This window comes from Vibrio sp. OPT46, from assembly GCF_015163535.1.
Classification (GTDB): Bacteria; Pseudomonadota; Gammaproteobacteria; order Enterobacterales; family Vibrionaceae; genus Vibrio; species Vibrio alginolyticus.
Window position 1 is genome coordinate 21,961 of the sequence record NZ_JADDYG010000824.1, and the last position, 2,136, is coordinate 24,096.

The following is a 2,136-nucleotide window of genomic DNA, read 5'->3' on the forward strand; positions in this document are numbered from 1 at the left end:
AGTGAAAAGCACGTTAATAGCGACAAAGAGAGCAAACGTCGGTTGAACGATTGAGACAAGAATCATAATGACGTACAAAAACGGGACCATTGACCAGATTTCGATAAGTCGCTGTACAAACAAGTCAAATTTACCGCCCCAAAAACCCATAGCACAACCGACTGCAGTACCGATCGCGTAGGAAATGGCCATCGTAAGCAACGCAAATCCCATCGCCGTTCTGAATCCGTAGACAAGTCGCGCCAAAATATCGCGACCTATCACATCTGTACCTAAATAATGCTTATTTTCGGCGCTAGGTGCTGTTGGCGGGAAATCACCACTAAAATCTTGTTCATATGGGTTCCATGGCACAAGCGGCAAAATAACAAAGTTGTCGCCCCCTTCGGCCTCAAACGCTTTTTGCAGTACGCGATAATCCGCTTCGCTGGATGACTCTTGGCCGAATTCGCTACCTAAACGTACGTCACTGACAACAGGAAAATAGTAGCTACCATCGTACTTGACGACTAGCGCTTTACTGTTAATCAAAAGTTCGGCGAATAGAGAAAGGATCAACATGATAGAAAGAGCAACAAACGACCAATAGCCTCGTTTGATCTCTTTAAAGTGACGAATTTTCTTTTGAGTTAATGGACTAACTTTAATCATGTTACGCTCCAAACTTCACACGTGGGTCGACTAAAGCAACACAAATATCTGAAATAATGTTACCAATGAGCAGCAACAGCGCATTAATGGCGACAATACCCATAACAACAGGGTAATCACGCTCCATGATTGATTCGTAACCCAATAAGCCAATGCCATCAATATTGAAGATAACTTCAATCAGGAAGGCACCGGTCATGAAGAACAACAAAGAGTTACCAAAGTGACTCGCGATCGGAATTAAGCTGTTACGCAACGCGTGCTTACGAACTGCTTTTTTGAAAGGTAATCCTTTCGCAATTGCGGTGCGGATGTAATCTGAGGAAAGGTTTTCCATCAGGTTATTTTTCATTGTCATCGTCAGCGTGGCAAAATCACCAATGAGGTAACAGATCAAAGGCAACACCGCATGCCACATAATGTCTTTAGTGCGTTCAAAGAAGGTTTCGTAATCGTCGAAGTCATCGCCGACAAAGCCTCCCATCGGAAACCATTCCAAGTGATAACTAAATAACGTGATCAGCAATACACCCACCACATAACCTGGTAGCGCGTAGCCTACGAAAATGAGTACTGAAGAAGCGGAATCAAACACAGAACCGTGCTTGAGCGCCTTATAGTAACCAAGAGGAATCGAGATAAAATAACTAATAAAGAAGGTCATGCCGCCATAAAACAACGACACTGGCAAACGCTCTGCGATCATGTCCGAGACAGGCTCGTAGTAACGCGTCGACTCGCCAAGATCTAGCATTACCAAACGACTTAACCACTCGACGTACGCTTCCGTTACAGGTTTATCCAGGCCATAAAACGCATTCAGCTCCGCGATTTGATCGTCAGAAAGGGCCGTATTACCACCCGCAGACGTCATTGATGCGGCGCCGTCCCCCTGGGACTGCATTTGTGACAACATGCGTTCAACAGGTCCGCCAGGCACGAAACGAGTGATAGCAAAGATGAGAATAGTTATCCCGAGAAACGTTGGGATAACCAACGCCAAACGGCGTAAAAAGTACGACAGCATATACAACTTGCTCCTTGTCTACTGTCCAGTTCAAACGGAGTGAAAGAGGATATTTTCCGCCCAAAATGGTGCATATTTATCTCGTAGTAACTAAAACTGTTGAAGCACACTCCCTGCGCCTCAAGAGCTAGACTTTTCTACTACTGCAATAATTTCAGCGTCATATTTATCTTGAATCCACATCAGCTTCAAGTGTTTGAAACCAAAACATGACAAACTTCCTTCGATGTCGAAAAACAGAAATGTTTTTGTAAAAAATTATAAAAAACCACAAAAATAATTCATACAGAATATCAATCTAGGCTGTTTAGAGCCAAAACCCTACATAAAAATGCACCCTACACACATAAATAGACACACAATCCAAGGTTATATTTGACCTAAAAATACGAGTGAGCCCTTTAACCGCAATGGGTATCATATTTTGATACCACCTAATAAGTTCGAGCTAACAAAGT

1 protein-coding gene and 1 pseudogene are annotated in these 2,136 nt (G+C 43.2%); both read right to left on the reverse strand.

Annotation, left to right across the window (positions count from 1 at the left end):
* A pseudogene (locus IQR33_RS34735) lies at window positions 1-651 on the reverse strand (ABC transporter permease); the annotation flags it as partial.
* A 1-nt stretch (window position 652) separates the two neighbouring features.
* Window positions 653-1,678, reverse strand: coding sequence for an ABC transporter permease subunit (locus IQR33_RS28200; protein ID WP_005379368.1), 1,026 nt, complete (start codon window positions 1,676-1,678; stop codon window positions 653-655).
* Between the last annotated feature and the right edge of the window lie 458 nt (window positions 1,679-2,136).